The sequence below is a fragment of the Stenotrophomonas sp. Steno-Z10-BAI genome, assembly GCF_056393115.1.
Window position 1 is genome coordinate 34,382 of sequence record NZ_JBWJOZ010000012.1, and the last position, 15,403, is coordinate 49,784.

Genomic DNA, 15,403 nt, shown 5'->3' on the forward strand with positions numbered 1-15,403 from the left:
TGCCCATGCCGCCCCTGGTGAAAATCCGCTCCGAGCGTGACCACATGTCGGCGATCGAACGTCGCATCGCCGACTTCATCCTCGACAACGCCCACCTCCTGCGCGATTACTCCTCCCAGCAGTTGGCCAGTGCATTGGGGATCAGCCAGTCCAGCGTGGTCAAGTTCAGCCAGAAGCTCGGCTTCAAGGGCTACCCCGATCTCAAGTACTCCATCGGCGAGGCCGTCGCGCGCGCCGGCAATGACCCGCACAGCCGACCACCCGCGCCGGAGGCGGCCGACGGCTTCACCCAGATCGCCGAGCGGCTGCGCGCAAGCAAAGCCGCCGCCGAAGAAGAAACCTGGCTGGCCAATCCACAGGCCGACATCGAAGCCATCGTGCAGCTGATCGACGGGGCACCCAAGGTGTTCGTCTACGGGTTGGGCGATGACGGCCTGTACGCGCGTGAGTTCGCCATGCGGCTGTCGCTGCTCGGCATGCTCACCGTGCACCACGCCGATCCGATCCTGATGATGGCCAACCTCTCGGCCGCGCGGCCCGGGGATGCGATGCTGGTGTTCTCCGAGTTCGGCAAGCTGCCGCAGTTGTTCCAGCTGTCGCGCCAGTTCCAGGACATGGGCGGCAAGGTGGTCTCGATCACCCGCCACAGCGCCAACCCGCTGCGCGCGCATGCAGATGCCAGCCTGGTGCTGTGCGCCCACGACCCGGCGCCGCACGTGGCGCAACTGCTGTACCGTTCCTCATTGCAGTCCCTGCTGGATGTTGTCTTCGTCCTGCTGTGCCACGCCAACCCGGACCGCCACCGCCAGCTCGGGGTGAACCTGGAACGGATCGAACACCTGATCGACAGCTGATCCCTGGAGTCCGCCACGATGATGTCGCTGTTCCGTTCCGTCACCGCCGCCGTGCTGCTGCTCGCCACCGCGTCCGTTTTCGCCGCCACGCTGGAGGGCAGCACGCAGCTGGTCGTGGTCACCACCGAAGGCTGGGAGGCCACCCAGGGCAGGCTGCAGGCTTTCGAGCGCACCGACACGGGCTGGCAGCCACATGGCGCCGCCTTCGATGTGGCCGTGGGCCGCAGCGGCAGCGCGTGGGGCGAGGGACTGCATCCGGCCCAGGCCGGCACGCCGCAGAAACAGGAAGGCGACGGGCGCAGCCCGGCCGGTATCTTTGCGATCGGGCCGGCCTTCGGCTATGCGCCCGGCGTCACCAGCGGCCTGCCCTACCAGCCGATGCGCGACACCAGCTACTGCATGGATGTGCCGGATTCGCCGTATTACAACCGCATCGTCGATGCCGAGGTGGTCGGGGCCGAGGCCGTCGAAGGCTCGACCGAGCCGATGCGACTGGACCTGCACAACAAGGGCGACGTGCGCTACCGCGAGGGCTTCGTCATCGAGCACAACCCCAGGGCCACGCCCGGCCGTGGCAGCTGCATCTTCGCCCACCTGTGGCGCGCGCCCGGTGAGGCCACCGCCGGCTGCACCGCGATGGAGCCTGCACGGATGACCACGCTGCTGGCCTGGTTGAATGCCAGCGCGCGGCCGCGCTTCGTGCTGCTGCCGCGTGCGGAGTACCAGCGCCTGCAGGCCGAGTGGCAACTGCCCGTACTGGCGGGGACCGTGCAGTGAGTACCGCACCGCCGGATCCGCAGCTCGAACGCGCGGTCAGCCGCTGGCAGATCGTCGGGCTCTCGATCAACGATGTGATCGGCAGTGGCATCTACCTGCTGCCGGCCGCCACCGTTGCCCTGCTCGGCCCCTTCAGCCTGTGGGGCGTGGTCGCCGCCGGCATCGTGGTCGCGCTGCTGGTGCTCTGCTATGCGCAGGCCGCCAGCTACTTCGACGAGCCCGGTGGCAGCTATCTGTATGCGCGTGAGGCCTTCGGCCGGTTTGCCGGGTTCGAGATCGGCTGGATGATCTGGCTGACCCGCATCAGCTCCGCCGCCGCGCTCAGCAATGCACTGGCCGATGCGGTGGCACGCTTCTGGCCGTGGGCCGGGCATGACATCGGCCGCGTCGCGATCATCGTCGTCTCGCTCGGTTTCCTCACTGCGGTGAACGTGGCCGGCGTGCGCTCGGCGGCACGCACGGGGGTGATTCTGGTGATCGGCAAGCTGCTGCCGCTGCTGCTGTTCGTGGCGATCGGCGTGTTCTACGTCGATACCGATCTGGCCTTCTCCGGCGTGCGCCCGGACCCGCACGATCTGCAGCGCATGGGCGAAGCCGCGCTGCTGCTGCTGTATGCCTACGCCGGCTTCGAGAACATTCCGGCCGCCGCCGGCGAGTACAAGAACCCGCGCCGCGATATTCCGTTCGCGTTGATCACCATGATCATCACCGTCACCGTGATCTACGGCGCGGTGCAGTTCATCGCGCAGGGCACGCTGGCCGGGTTGGCCAGCTCGCCGACGCCGCTGGCCGATGCCGCCGCCAGCTTCGGTGGACTCACGCTCGCCTTGATCCTGACGGTGGGCGCGACGATCTCCATCCTCGGCACCAACAGCAACACGATGATGATGGGCCCGCGCTTCCTGTTCGCCTTGGCACGCGATGGCTACGGGCCGAAGATCCTGGCCCAGGTGCACCCGCGCTTGCGCACACCGGCGGCGGCGATCATCGCGCAGGGCCTGATCGCGCTGGCGCTGGCGTTGTCCGGTTCGTTCGTGCAGCTGGCGCTGTTGTCGATGACCACGCGCCTGTTCGCCTACATCGGCACGGCCGCCGCGGTGCTGGTCCTGGCGCGTCGTTTCCGTGATCGCCCGGGTGCACTGAAGCTGCCGGGTGGCCCGTTGATTCCGATCCTGGCGCTGGTGTTGTGCCTGGCCCTGTTCGCCAGTGCGAGCTGGCAGAACATTGCTGCGGCGGTCATCGCGTTCGCCGTCGGTGCGGTGATCTACATGTTCCCGCGCCGCGATCACCCGGGCTGAGCAGATGCGCAGGTGAATGGCGCTTGATGTGTCATTCACCTCGCGGGCCCATGACGTTAACCCGGCTTTGGGTACGGTGAAGCCTCACCCAACCGGAGCCAACACATGAGCACTGACTATCAGATTCCCGGCCGGGTGCCGGAAGACGGTGTCCCGCGCCAGGCCGTATCGGACTATTGGCGTGAGCGCTTTCCAAGCGAACCGTACTACGACAACAATCAGTTCTTCGATGATTACGAGCCCGCGTACCAACTCGGTCATCGTACGCGTGCCGACGATATGATCCGCGCGTATGAAGAAGTGGAAGCCGAGCTGCAGTCCCGTTGGGCGCAGGAACATGGCCAGAGCAAGCTGAGCTGGGAACAGGCCCGCACTGCCGTGCGCCGCGGCTGGGATGAATCCACCGCGCTGCGCCAGGCGCACCTGGACAAGGGCGTACCGCGCGGCACCTGATCGCGCTTGCCCGCAGAGCAACGGCGCAACCGACAACGGCGGCCTTCGGGTCGCCGTTGTCATGTCTGCAGGACCTTTGGTCCACGCGGCGTTGATGGCCATGGTGTACAACAGGGGCTGGCCATCGCCTCCCCGACGGAGACTTCCATGACCCGCAAGCTGTTGCTCACCCTCGCCATCAGTCTCACCCCCGCCCTGTTCACCACCGCCTGTGTCGCGGCAGACACGGCCAGCCCGACCGCACCGGTCCTCAAGAAAGCCCAGTGGCCATTCGCCGCCACGGAGTTCGCCCGCTTCGACGAACCGTGGGCGATGAGCTTCCTGCCCGACGGCAGCCTGCTGGTCACCGAGAAGAAAGGCGCGCTGAAGCACTTCAACGTGCAGACCCGCAAGACCGCCACCATCACCGGCGTGCCCGAGGTGGCCTACGGGGGCCAGGGCGGTTTCGGCGATGTGCTGCCGCACCCTGACTTCGCGACGAACCAGCTGATCTATCTCAGCTACGCCGAGGAAGGCGATGGCGATACCCGCGGTGCTGCGGTGGCGCGTGCGCGCCTGGCACTGGCGGCCGATGGCAGCGGGACGCTGGAAGACCTCAAGGTGATCTGGCGCCAGACCCCCAAGGTCAGCGGCAAGGGCCATTACGGCCACCGCCTCGCCTTCGGTCCGGACGGCAAACTGTGGATCACCTCCAGCGAGCGCCAGAAGTTCGACCCGGCCCAGGAGATGAGCGGCAATCTCGGCAAGCTGATCCGTCTCAACGACGACGGCAGCGTACCGGCCGACAATCCGTTTGCCTCGCAGGGCGGCGTGGCCGCGCAGGTGTGGTCGCTGGGCCATCGCAATGCGCTGGGCATCGCCTTCGATGCGCGCGGCAAGCTGTGGGTGCACGAAATGGGTCCGGCCGGCGGTGACGAGTTGAACCTGATCGAGCGCGGCGCCAACTACGGCTACCCGATCGTCTCCAACGGCAGCCACTACGACGGCCGCGACATCCCCGACCACGACACCCGTCCGGAGTTCGCTGCCCCCAAGGTGACCTGGACCCCGGTGATCTCCCCGGCCGGTTTCATCATCTACAACGGTACGCAGTTCCCGGCGTGGAAGGGCAGCGGCTTCATCGGCGGCCTGTCGTCCAAGGCGCTGGTCCGCGTGGCCTTCGACGGCGACACCGCCCGCGAGGCCGAGCGCTTCGACATGGGTGAGCGCATCCGCGAGATCGAACAGGGTCCGGATGGCGCGATCTGGCTGCTGGAAGATGGCAGCAACGGCAAGCTGCTCAAGCTCACGCCGAAGGCCTGAGCCTTGGCAGGCTGCCGGCGCATCGCCGGCAGCCTGCACAACTCACGCGCGTTCCGGCGCTGCACCGGCTTATTGGATCGTCACGACCTTGACCTCGGTGCGGCTGCAGGCCGCATCCAGGCAGCTGCCGTTGAGCCAAACCTGGCCGTCGCCGATCATCACGCCCTGCTGGTTGACCATGACGTCGTCGAATTTCTGCGCCGCGATGGCCTTGCGCACGGCCGGGGTCAGGATGCGCTCGTAGTTGCGCTGGAACTCGCCGGGGCCGGTGATCCTGGCGCCGTTGGCGATGTTCAAGGGGAAGCGAACCTCCTCGACCACGGCGGCGCGATCGCCACCATTGACGGCTTTCTGGAAGGCGTTGAAGACGGTCTCATACTGGGCAGAATCGCCGAGGACCTGGTCGATGCGCTGGCGGACATCGCGGGTGCCAGCGCTGGTCGGCGCGGGGCTGCCGGCAGTGACCGCATCCGGCGACAGGCCGGACGACGGCACAGTATCACCGGGCGTCGGGCGGCCTTCCGGAATGGTCGTGGCCGGCCCCTGGGCGGGATCGGCGGCGGCAGTCTCGGCCGGCGGCGGCGCCGACGGACTGCAGGCGGCCAGCCACAACGGGCTGGCCAGGGCCAACAGCAACGGGGTACGGGTCAGGCGCATGGGGGGCTCCATCGGTTTCACGAGGGAGCCAGCGTACCCGCCGAAACGTCAGCCGCCGATGATGGATCCCCGGTAGTGCCGGCCAGCGGCCGGCACTACGAGATGACGCGAGGCCGGCTCAGGCGGCCAGCAGCTCGAAGATCACCGGCTCGCCGCTGACCGACGATGCGCACACCCACAGCTCGAACTGGCCCGGCTCGGCGCGGAACACGCCATCGCGACCGGTGAAGCCCAGCGCATGGCGGTCCAGCGTGAACTGCACCTCAGTGCTCTCACCCGGCTGCAGGGCAATCTTGTCGAAACCCTTCAGCTCGCGCACCGGCCGCACGCGGCTGGCCACGCGATCGTGGATGTACAGCTGCACCACTTCCTCACCGGCCACCGCGCCGGTGTTGGTCAGCGTGGTGGTGATGGTCAGGGTGTCGTCCCAGCCCAGCTGCGCGCTGCTCAGCTGCGGCACGCCATAGGCGAACGTGGTGTAGCCGATACCGTGGCCGAAGGCGTATGCCGGCTCGTTCGGAATCTCGCGCCAGCGCGCCTTGAACTCGGACATGGTCGGCAGTTCCGGGCGACCGGTACGCGCGTGGTTGTAGAAGTACGGCTGCTGGCCGGACACCTGCGGGAAGCTGACCGGCAGGCGACCGGACGGGTTGTAATCACCGAACAGCACATCGGCCACGGCGTGCCCGGTCTGGGTGCCCAGGTACCAGGTGATCGCCACGGCATGCGCATTGCGCACGGCGCCCTGCAGGGCCAGCGCGCGGCCATTGCGCAGCAGCACCACCAGCGGCTTGCCGGTCATCGCCACTGCCTCGGCCAATGCCTGCTGCGCGGGCGGCAGCGTGATCTCCACGCGCGACTGGGCTTCACCGCTGTACCGCTGCGGTTCGCCCAGCGCGAGTACCACCACATCGGCACGCAGCGCGGCAGCGACCGCCTGTTCGATACCGTTCTGCACGGCCGCTTCCAGATCGCAGCCCGGCACGATCTCCAGCAGCGCTTCATCGCTGATCGCCGCGCGGACGCCGGCTTCCAGGGTGACGTAGCGCGACTTGTCGCCGAACAAGGTCCAGCAGCCTTCGATGTTCTCGCGGTCCTGCACGAACGGCCCGATCAGTGCGATCTTCTGCCCGGCCTTCTTCAGCGGCAGCACCGACTCGGCGTTCTTGAGCAGCACGATCGAGCGGCGCGCGGCATCGCGCGAGAGTTCGTCATGCGCAGCGATATGCGAGGTGTCCGCTTCGCGTGCCAGATCGAGCGAGCGGTACGGGTCGTCAAACAGACCGATCGCGTCCTTCAGGCGCAGGATGCGGCGCACCGATTCGTCCAGGGTGGCCATCGGCACTTCGCCGCTCTCGATCAGGCCCGGCAGGTGCTCGGCGTAGAAGCCGCTCTGCATGCTCAGGTCCAAGCCGGCAGTGAAGGCCTTGGCGGTGGCGTCGCGGTCATCGGCGGCATAGCCGTGCGCGACCAGTTCCATGTCGGCGGTGTAATCGGAGATCACCACGCCCGGGAAGTTCCACTCCCCGCGCAGGATGTCGGTCAGCAGCTCAGCGTTGGCGCTGGCCGGCACGCCGTTGATGTCGTTGAACGAGGACATCACGGTCAGGGCGCCGGCTTCGAAGGCGGCCTTGAACGGCGGCAGGTGGACGTCGCGCAGGGTCTGCGGCGAGATGTCCACCATGTTGTATTCCATGCCGGCCATCACCGCGCCGTAAGCGGCGAAATGCTTCGGCGTGGCCAGCAGCGCATCGTCGGCGCGCAGGTCCGGGCCCTGGAAGCCGCGCACACGGGCGGCGGCGAATGCACAGCCCAGCACCACGTCTTCACCGGCGCCCTCGGCACCCCGGCCCCAACGCTGGTCGCGGGCGATATCCACGGCCGGCGCATAGGTCCAGTGCAGGCCGGCGGCGGTGGCTTCCACCGCGGTGGCACGTGCGGTGCGCTCAGCCAGATCCGGCTCGAAGCTGGCGGCCTCGCCCAGCGGGATCGGGAACACGGTGCGCATGCCATGGATCACGTCCGCAGCCAGGATCACCGGGATCTTCAGGCGGCTTTCTTCCAGCGCGACCTGCTGGATGCGGCGGCCGGCTTCCACGCCCACGCCATTGAACAGCGAGCCCACCTTGCCCTCGCGCACCTGCTGCAGCACCTGGTCGGCGTTGCTGACGTTGGCTTCCGGATTCACATCCGGCGCGAACGGGCGGACCATGTCGGCGAACACACCCAGCTGGCCGACTTTTTCAACGACGGTCATCTGGGCAATGAGGGTTTCGATACGATCGGCGGCCACCGGCTGTCCTTATGAAAACGTTTACAAGCCCGGGATTCTAGCGTTCCCGAAGCCGTTGTGAATGACTTTTGCGTTCATTTTTCTTCCCCGGAGGGAGACCCCCGCCGCCGCGCGGGCGGCGACGGAGGCACAGGAGCTTACTCCGCAGCGGCCAAGCGCTGCTGCCCCGCCATCAACATGGCATCACTGGATTCCTGGAAAACCCGCAGCCCGAAGGCCGGGAGGATCGCCAGCAGGTGATCGAACACGTCCGACTGCACGCCCTCGTACTCACCCCACGCCGTGCTGCGGGTGAAGCAGTAGATCTCCAGCGGCAGGCCCTGTGTGGTGGGCTGCAGCTGCCGTACCAGCAGGGTCATCTCCGTATGGATGCCCGGATGGTGCTGCAGATAGCGCTCCACATAGGCGCGGAAGGTGCCCAGGTTGGTGACCCGGCGCGCATTGACGGCCGCCACGCCCTTGGCCTGGAGTTCGGCGTTGTACTGCTGCAGCTCGGCCTGCTTGCCGCGCAGGTAATCGCCCAGCACCGCGAACTGCTCCAGCTCGGCCAGCATCGGCGCATCGACGAAGCCGACACTGTGCTGGTCCAGATACAACGAGCGCTTGATCCGGCGCCCGCCCGCTTCCTGCATGCCGCGCCAGTTCTTGAACGATTCGGTCACCAGCTTCTTGGTCGGGATCGTGGTGATGGTCTTGTCGAAGTTCTGCACGGTAATGGTGTGCAGCGCGATATCGATCACATCGCCATCGGCGTTCTGGCTGGGCATTTCGATCCAGTCGCCCAGCCGCACCCGGCCATCGCCGCTGATCTGCACGCTGGCCACCAGCGACAGGATCGTGTCCTGGAAGATCAGCATGAGTACCGCGGTGGCCGCGCCGAGGCCGGTGACCAGCGGGCCGAGCTTCACCCCCAGCAGGGTCGCCACGATCGACAGGCCGGCGATCACGAAGACGATGATCTTCACGACCTGCAGGTAGCCCTTGATCGGCTTGTTGCGCGCATCCGGGCGGCGCTCGTACAGATCGTTGGCGGCGTCCAGCGCATGCGAGACGGCCAGCGCCACGGTCAGCACCGCCCACGCCCGGCACGCCCCGATCACGAACTCCACCAGCTCCGGCGGCAGGTCGGGCACGATCCGGATGCCGGCGGCGATCACCATGCTCGGCACCACGTTGGACAGCCGCGAGATCACCCGCAGGTTGTTGCCACCTTCATTGCCCGCGCTGTGGCCAGGCAGGCGGTTGACCAGCTTGCGCAGACCGCGCAGCAGGATCTTCTTGGTGACGAAGTTGGCCAGCCAGGCCGCCAGGGCCAGCGCCGCCAGCACCAGCAGGGTGTAGGCCCAGGGCCAGGGTTCCAGGGTCCGCTGGACACTGTCCAGCCATCGGGTTGCCACTACCGCATCCAACATCGTGTATCGCTCTCCTATCAGGGGTATCAGGGCGTTGCCAGGTCCTGCGCGCTGCGCTCGATGATCACGCCAACCGCGCGCGCGCCGCGTACCGCGCCGGGCTTGCTGAGCTTCAGGCGCAGCCACTGCACGTTGAATTCACGCAGCACGATCTCGGCGATGCGCTCGGCCAGGGTTTCGACCAGGCCGTAGTCCGAGTCACGCACGAATTGCTCGATGCGCTTGCTGACGGCTTTGTAATTGAGGGTATCGGCGATGTCGTCGCTGGCCGCCGGGCGGCGGTTGTCGAAGCCCATTTCGAGATCGAAACGCAGGGTCTGGCGGATCCGCCGTTCCCAGTCGTAGATCCCGATCAGGGCATCGATTTCGAGCCCTTCAATGAATACCTTGTCCATAGCCATGCCACGTGGAAGATGGCGACCATGGTAACGGGGCTGTCCGGAATGTGCCGGGAACCGGGGTGAGTGGGCGCGCCCTACACCGCCGGCAGCGTCGCCATATCCCAGCGCGGCGTGACCTGCACCTGGGGCGGAGTGTGCTGGCCCGCTTCAAGACGCAGCGCGCCAGCGAAGGCGATCATCGCGCCGTTGTCGGTGCACAGCGCCGGGCGCGGGAAGCAGGCGCGGCCACCACGGCGGGCCGCCATCTGCTGCAGCTTGGCACGCAGGCGCTTGTTGGCCCCCACCCCGCCGGCCACCACGATCACATCGGTGCCCGCCGCATCCAGCGCGCGCTCGCACTTGATCGCCAGGGTGTCGACCACGGCATCTTCAAAGCCACGGGCAATGTCAGCGCGGGTCTGCTCGCTCTGGTCACTGTCGCGCCAGGCCAGCAGGACCTGGGTCTTCAACCCGGAGAAGCTGAAATCCAGCCCGGGGCGGTCGGTCATCGGGCGGGTGAACTTGAACCGGCCCGGCGTGCCGCGCTCGGCCAGGGCGGCCAACTGTGGGCCACCGGGGTACGGCAGGCCCATCAGCTTGGCGGTCTTGTCGAAGGCCTCGCCGGCGGCGTCGTCCAGGGTCTCGCCCAGCAGGCGGTACTGGCCGATCCGGTCCACGGCGACCAGCTGGGTATGCCCACCGGACACCAGCAGGGCCACGAAGGGCGCCTGCGGCGGGTCGTCTTCCATCAGCGGGGCCAGCAGATGCCCTTCCATATGGTGTACACCGACCGCCGGCACCTCCAGCGCCCAAGCCAGCGAACGGGCCACGCCCGCCCCGACCAGCAGCGCGCCGACCAGGCCGGGGCCGGCGGTATAGGCCACCCCGTCGATGTCGGCCACGGTCATGCCGGCCTCGGCCAGGGTCTGCCGGATCAGCGGCAGCAGCTTGCGCACGTGGTCGCGGCTGGCCAGCTCGGGCACCACCCCGCCGTACTCGGCGTGAAGGGCAATCTGGCTGTAGACCGCATGGGCGCGCAGGGCGTCGATCCCGGACAGGGAGGTGTCATACACCGCCACGCCGGTCTCATCGCAGGAAGATTCGATACCAAGGACTCGCATAATGGGTATTATGGACCTCTTCAGGCCCCGGCAGACGTACGCTGGCCTGTCTGCGCATCACCCGTGGCCAAGAAGTTCGCCGGGGTGGGTTGCAACTTCTTTTCTCGCCGCTATAATGTGCGGCTCTCACCGGGCGTGACCCGGTTCTACTGTGTCCCGGAGATTCCATGCCCAGCGTTAAAGTCCGCGAGAACGAGCCCTTCGAGTTTGCGCTCCGTCGCTTCAAGCGCACCTGCGAAAAGGCCGGCGTGCTGGCCGAAACCCGCAAGCGCGAGTTCTATGAAAAGCCGACCCAGGAGCGTAAGCGTAAGGCTGCCGCTGCTGTGAAGCGTCAGCTGCGCCGTTCGTCGCGCGACGTCACCAAGCGTCAGCGCCTGTACTGATCGGACGCAACTTCGATACGGCAGGCCTTGGCCTGTCGTGACGGAGCCGAAGCCGGAACGCGCGAGCGTTACCGGCTTTTTGCGTTCCAGCGCTTCGGCGCCCCGTTTTCCTTTTCCACCGACACGAGGTGTTCCCATGAGCCTGAAGCAGCAGCTCACCGATGACATGAAGGCCGCCATGAAGGCCGGCGAGAAGCACCGCCTGGGCGTGATCCGCCTGATGAACGCCGCGATCAAGCAGCGCGAAGTCGACGAGCGCATCGAGCTGGACGACGCCTCCGTGCTCGCCGTGCTGGAAAAGATGGTCAAGCAGCGCAAGGACTCGGTCACCCAGTTCGAAGCCGCCAACCGCGAAGACCTGGCCGTGATCGAGCGCGAGGAAATCGTGGTGATCGACCAGTACCTGCCGGCCAAGCTGGGCGAGGCCGAGATCGTGGCCGCCATCCAGGCCGCCATCGCCGAAACCGGCGCGACCACCCCGGCCGACATCGGCAAGCTGATGGGCGCCCTCAAGCCGCGCCTGGCCGGTCAGGCCGACATGGGCCTGGTGTCCAAGCTGGTCAAGCAGCAGCTGGCTGGCTGAATCCCGCCGCCACGCCGCAGTGAAAAGGCCCGCATCTCGCGGGCCTTTTCCGTTTCAACAGGTCCGTTGTTACGAGGCCTGGCGACAGTTGCGCAGCGTCATCGAGCTTTCCTCGATCGAACTGATCTCGCCTTCCAGCTTGGCCCAGTCGCGCTCGCGCAGCATGGTGAAGTTGGCGGCCTGGTCCGACGCGAATTCGCAGCGGATGGTGTAGTTGTTGTTGTTGAACGTGTCGTTCTGGCGGACGCGCAGCAGGCCGCGGGTCGGGGTGACCAGATAGTTGATCGAGCCGACCTCGCCGGGCTTGGTCGAATACGTGTTGGTGTTGACCGTATAGATCTGGCCGTCGATCTGATAGCGCCGCCCCACGTACTTCGCGTACAGCGGCAGGAAGGTGGCCGAGCGATCGCCCTTGTCTTCCTTGTTGGTGGTGGTCCCCAGCAACATGTCCTTGAAGGCGCCGGCACTGCGGTACAGCGCCATGGTGTCTTTCACTTCCTTGCCCATTTTCTTGGACAGGTCCGGTGCGGCCACCGTCTCTACCGCCGGCATTGGATACTGCGAACGCCCCGCCGCAGCGAGCGCATCGCCCTGGCTGCCTGCCTTCAGCTTGCCGAGCATCTCGCACATCGACTGCTTGGCCGCCTGCGGCTCGATCGTCTGGCCGCGGGCCAGCTTGGTCGCCAGGGTGACGCGGCCGGTGCGGTCGGCCGTCGCAACCATCACCAGCGGGGTGCGCAGGCCTTCTCGCTGGATCAGGTACTGATCGCCGCTGTCGCCATCCACCAGCTGGCCGCCGACCTCGAACTTGTCATCGCCGCCGATCTTGCGCAGCTGGTCCAGCGCGCTCTGAACCTTCAACCCCGGCAAGGTGAGATCGGCCATGTAAAGGGCGCCGTTGCGCGGATCCCCTACCGTCTTGAAGGCCTTTTCGCAGGCCGGGGACGCCATCGCTGGCCCTGCAGCGGCCAACAGCACCATCGTCGTGTAGACCATTCCTTTCATGAAGCGTCCTTTCTGCTGTGAAGGTGGAAAACCGGGCAAAAGGATAACGCGATATCCGTCAAGATCTTGACCTGATCGAACCACTTCACCCGGCTCAACCCGGCGATTTGCTAGAACGGAGGCCTCGCTCCCGATCTGACGCCGTCCATGCCGCATACGCGCCCTTCCCTGTCCACCGTCCGCAAACACCTGGCGCGGCTGGAGCAGAGCTTCCCCGCCGTGCTGCTGCGCCGCTTCATCGATGCAGACGTGATGACCCAGGCCGCCGCGCTGGCCTTCTACGCCCTGCTCTCGATGGCGCCGCTGCTGGTGCTGCTGCTGTGGCTGACCGCCTCGCTGTACCCCCCGGCGCAGCAGGCGCTGCTGGGCCAGATCAATGATGTGGCCGGCACCAGCGCCGCCTCGGTGGCGGAGACCGTGCTCAGCAACGCCAACAACCAGCCGGACATCGGCACGCTGGCCGGCGTGTGGAGCACCCTGCTGCTGTTCATTGGTGCCACGGCGGTGTTCGCGCAGCTGCAGAACGCCCTGAACCTGATCTTCAACACCAGCGGCGAGCGCCTGGACGGCATCGTGGCCTGGTTGCGCAAGCGCGTGTTTTCGTTCGGCGTGGTGCTGGCGCTGGGCTTCCTGCTGATCCTCTCGATGACCGCCACCACGATGCTGCAGGTCGTGTTCGCGCACCTGCCCTCGGTGCTGCCGGCGATCGGCTATCTGACCAGCCTGGCCCTGTACACCGTGGGCTTCGCCTTCCTCTACCACTACCTGCCCGACCGCCGCGTGGCGTGGCGCCAGGCCTTCATCGGTGGTGCGATCACCTCGGCCCTGTTCGCACTGGGCCGCTATGGCATCGGCCTGTACATCGCCACCGTCGCACCGGGCAGCGCGTATGGCTCGATGGGCGCGCTGGTGATCTCGCTGGTGTGGATCTACTACGCCACGGTGGTCTTCTTCGTCGGTGCACTGATGACCTCGGTGATTGATGAGCGCCTGCGCGCCCATGCCGTCCTCGCCGAGGCTGGGGTGGAGCCACCGAAACCGGGCGAACCGGCCGGCAGCTAGTAGACTAGCGGTACCCCCGCTTCCGTGCGTGGCCGTGAGCGGCCATGCCCCGCCTGCTGCCCATGGCCCGTATCCCCGACGCATTCATCGACGACCTGCTGGCCCGCTCCGACATTGTCGAGGTGGTGGGCAGTCGCGTGCCGTTGAAGCGCCAGGGCAAGGAATACGCAGCGCGCTGCCCGTTCCATGACGAGCGCTCGGCCTCGTTCACGGTCTCACCGACCAAGCAGTTCTATCACTGCTTCGGCTGCGGCGCGCATGGCACGGCGATCAGCTTCCTGATGAATTACGACCGCCTCGAGTTTCTCGACGCGGTCGATGAGCTGGCCAAGCGCGTGGGCATGGAAGTGCCGCGCGATACCCAGCCGCGCACCGCCCAGCAGCAGGACGACAGCCGCGATCTGTACTCGGCGCTGGATGCGGCCACGCGCTTCTTCCAGACCGCGCTGAAGGGCAGCGACAAGGCGCGCGCCTACCTGGACCAGCGCGGAGTCGATGAAGAGAACCGCGAGCGCTTCGCCATCGGTTACGCACCGGATGGCTACAGCGCGCTGAAGGATGCCCTGGGCAAGGACGAGCGGCGGATGAAGCTGCTCGACCGCGCCGGCCTGTTTTCCAAGAACGACCGTGGCCACGTCTACGACAAGTTCCGCGACCGGGTCATGTTCCCGATCTTCGACCGCCGTGGCCGCGTGATCGCCTACGGCGGCCGGGTGATGGAAAAAGACGACGGCCCGAAGTACCTCAACTCGCCCGAAACCGCGCTGTTCCACAAGGGCCGCGAGCTGTACGGCCTGTGGCAGGTGCGCCAGGCCAACCAGAAGATCGAGCGGCTGATCGTGGTCGAGGGCTACATGGACGTGGTCTCGCTGTTCCAGTTCGGCGTCACCCAGGCGGTGGCGACACTGGGCACGGCGACCACGCCGGACCACGCCGAGCTGCTGTTCCGCAATGCGCCGGACGTGTTCTTCTGCTTCGATGGCGATGCCGCCGGCCGGCGCGCCGGCTGGCGTGCGCTGGAGTCGGTGCTGCCGCGCATGAAGGACGGCCGCCAGGCCTTCTTCCTGTTCCTGCCCGATGGCGAAGACCCGGACACCATCGTGCGCAAGGAAGGCCGCGAGGGCTTCGATGCCCGCCTGCAGCAGGCCACGCCGCTGTCGCAGTTCTTCTTCGACGAGCTCACCCGTGAGGTCAACATGGGCACGCTCGACGGCAAGGCACGTCTGGCCGAACGGGCCAAGCCGATGCTGGCGCAGATTCCCGATGGCGCCTTCGGCGACCTGATGAAGCAGCAGCTGACCACGCTGACCGGGCTGGGCGCCAAGCCCGGTGCATCCGCGCAGCCCTCACGCCAACCGCAGCGCGCGGTGGCACCGGCACAGCGCCGCAGCCTGGTGCGCGCGGCCATCGCGATCCTGCTGCAGCAGCCCTCGCTGGCGATGACGCTGGAAGGCCACCACTTCACCGGCCTGCGCCTGCCCGGCATCGAATTGCTGACCGAACTGCTGACCCTGGTCGAGCAGCGCCCGGACATCAGCACCGGGGCGTTGCTGGAGCACTTCGAAGGCCGCGAGGAACAGGAATCGCTGCACAAGCTGGCCGCGCAGACCCTGCCCGGCGATGAGGCGATGTGGACCCAGGAGCTGCATGACGCGGTGGCCCAGCTGGAGAAACAGCTGCTGATGCAACGTCTGGATGAGCTTCAGGCAAAGCAGAGCCAGCAGGGTCTGGACGATACTGACAAGTACGAGCTGCGCGAACTGCTCAAGGCGCGCAGCACCCTCCGCTTCTGACCAACGGAGCCGCCGTGGCATCCCACCTCG

The 15,403-nt window shown here is 66.9% G+C and carries 15 protein-coding genes; 9 read left to right on the forward strand and 6 right to left on the reverse strand.

Translation table 11 applies throughout. The features are described from left to right. Positions 1-5: 5 nt before the first annotated feature. From AC06E9_RS19310 to AC06E9_RS19330, 5 genes are all read left to right on the forward strand, one after another. On the forward strand, positions 6-854 hold the full coding sequence (locus AC06E9_RS19310) for a MurR/RpiR family transcriptional regulator (protein ID WP_121042293.1): 849 nt from the start codon (positions 6-8) through the stop codon (positions 852-854). 18 nt (positions 855-872) lie between these two features. Then, a complete protein-coding gene (locus AC06E9_RS19315; RefSeq protein ID WP_478056649.1) occupies positions 873-1,631 on the forward strand; it encodes a L,D-transpeptidase family protein in 759 nt (252 codons plus the stop codon). Beyond that, positions 1,628-2,929, forward strand: coding sequence for an APC family permease (locus AC06E9_RS19320; RefSeq protein WP_478056650.1), 1,302 nt, complete (start codon positions 1,628-1,630; stop codon positions 2,927-2,929). The genes AC06E9_RS19315 and AC06E9_RS19320 overlap by 4 nt, the downstream gene beginning before the upstream one ends. 105 nt (positions 2,930-3,034) lie before the next feature. Continuing rightward, entirely contained in the window at positions 3,035-3,382 is a 348-nt protein-coding gene (locus tag AC06E9_RS19325; protein WP_121042287.1) for a hypothetical protein, read from the forward strand. A 147-nt stretch (positions 3,383-3,529) separates the two neighbouring features. Further along, positions 3,530-4,684 carry a PQQ-dependent sugar dehydrogenase gene (locus AC06E9_RS19330; protein ID WP_478056651.1) on the forward strand — a complete coding sequence of 385 codons (1,155 nt, stop codon included), beginning with the start codon at positions 3,530-3,532 and terminating at the stop codon, positions 4,682-4,684. A 69-nt stretch (positions 4,685-4,753) separates the two neighbouring features. On the opposite strand, the gene AC06E9_RS19335 is transcribed toward AC06E9_RS19330, so the two are convergent. The 5 genes from AC06E9_RS19335 to tsaD all read right to left on the reverse strand — a co-directional run bounded on the left by AC06E9_RS19335 (position 4,754) and on the right by tsaD (position 10,547). Next, a complete protein-coding gene (locus AC06E9_RS19335) occupies positions 4,754-5,341 on the reverse strand; it encodes a hypothetical protein (protein ID WP_478056652.1) in 588 nt (195 codons plus the stop codon). Between the two features lie 118 nt (positions 5,342-5,459). After that, positions 5,460-7,634 carry a glycoside hydrolase family 3 N-terminal domain-containing protein gene (locus AC06E9_RS19340; RefSeq protein ID WP_478056653.1) on the reverse strand — a complete coding sequence of 725 codons (2,175 nt, stop codon included), beginning with the start codon at positions 7,632-7,634 and terminating at the stop codon, positions 5,460-5,462. A 137-nt stretch (positions 7,635-7,771) separates the two neighbouring features. Then, positions 7,772-9,046 (reverse strand): mechanosensitive ion channel family protein, encoded by a 1,275-nt coding sequence (locus tag AC06E9_RS19345; RefSeq protein ID WP_121042281.1) that lies wholly within the window; start codon positions 9,044-9,046, stop codon positions 7,772-7,774. A gap of 26 nt (positions 9,047-9,072) precedes the next feature. After that, the gene (folB, locus tag AC06E9_RS19350; protein ID WP_088434566.1) at positions 9,073-9,441 is read right to left on the reverse strand and encodes a dihydroneopterin aldolase; all 369 of its coding nucleotides are present in this window, start codon (positions 9,439-9,441) and stop codon (positions 9,073-9,075) included. An 80-nt stretch (positions 9,442-9,521) separates the two neighbouring features. Continuing rightward, positions 9,522-10,547, reverse strand: coding sequence for a tRNA (adenosine(37)-N6)-threonylcarbamoyltransferase complex transferase subunit TsaD (gene tsaD, locus AC06E9_RS19355; protein ID WP_070471538.1), 1,026 nt, complete (start codon positions 10,545-10,547; stop codon positions 9,522-9,524). A gap of 167 nt (positions 10,548-10,714) precedes the next feature. Here tsaD and rpsU point away from each other — a divergent pair, with 167 nt between their 5' ends. Continuing rightward, the gene (gene rpsU / locus AC06E9_RS19360) at positions 10,715-10,930 is read left to right on the forward strand and encodes a 30S ribosomal protein S21 (protein ID WP_002808376.1); all 216 of its coding nucleotides are present in this window, start codon (positions 10,715-10,717) and stop codon (positions 10,928-10,930) included. Positions 10,931-11,066: 136 nt separating this feature from the next. After that, positions 11,067-11,513 carry a GatB/YqeY domain-containing protein gene (locus tag AC06E9_RS19365; RefSeq protein WP_121042277.1) on the forward strand — a complete coding sequence of 149 codons (447 nt, stop codon included), beginning with the start codon at positions 11,067-11,069 and terminating at the stop codon, positions 11,511-11,513. A 69-nt stretch (positions 11,514-11,582) separates the two neighbouring features. Here the strand turns inward: AC06E9_RS19365 and AC06E9_RS19370 are convergent, their stop codons facing one another. Continuing rightward, on the reverse strand, positions 11,583-12,518 hold the full coding sequence (locus AC06E9_RS19370) for a hypothetical protein (RefSeq protein WP_226956686.1): 936 nt from the start codon (positions 12,516-12,518) through the stop codon (positions 11,583-11,585). 147 nt (positions 12,519-12,665) lie between these two features. On the opposite strand from AC06E9_RS19370, the gene AC06E9_RS19375 reads away from it, so the two are divergent. Then, positions 12,666-13,580, forward strand: a complete 915-nt coding sequence (locus AC06E9_RS19375; RefSeq protein WP_121042273.1) for a YihY/virulence factor BrkB family protein — start codon at positions 12,666-12,668, stop codon at positions 13,578-13,580. Positions 13,581-13,642: 62 nt separating this feature from the next. Next, a complete protein-coding gene (dnaG, locus tag AC06E9_RS19380; protein ID WP_121042271.1) occupies positions 13,643-15,373 on the forward strand; it encodes a DNA primase in 1,731 nt (576 codons plus the stop codon). Positions 15,374-15,403 lie beyond the last annotated feature (30 nt).